Consider the following 212-nt stretch of genomic DNA (forward strand, 5'->3'; position numbering starts at 1 on the left):
CTGCTGCTGCTCGTCGACCGGCCGCTCCTGGCGTGGTGGATCGTGCTGCCCGCCGATGTCCTCTGCGCGCTCGTCCTGCTCCCGCAGGCGGACGGCGACGTCAACGTCTGGCCGTGGCCCGCCCCCGTCCTCATCGGCTATCTCTTCGTGGTGCTGGCCGTGGCGCTGCGCGAGAAGCGCCCGACGCTCGTCGGTGTGTGGCTGGTGACCGG

1 pseudogene is annotated in these 212 nt (G+C 72.2%); it reads left to right on the forward strand.

From position 1 onward, the window contains the following. Positions 1-212 (forward strand): annotated as a pseudogene (locus J0695_RS35775) (sensor histidine kinase); the annotation flags it as partial.

The sequence above is a fragment of the Streptomyces beijiangensis genome, assembly GCF_017315755.1.
Taxonomy (GTDB): domain Bacteria; phylum Actinomycetota; class Actinomycetes; order Streptomycetales; family Streptomycetaceae; genus Streptomyces; species Streptomyces beijiangensis.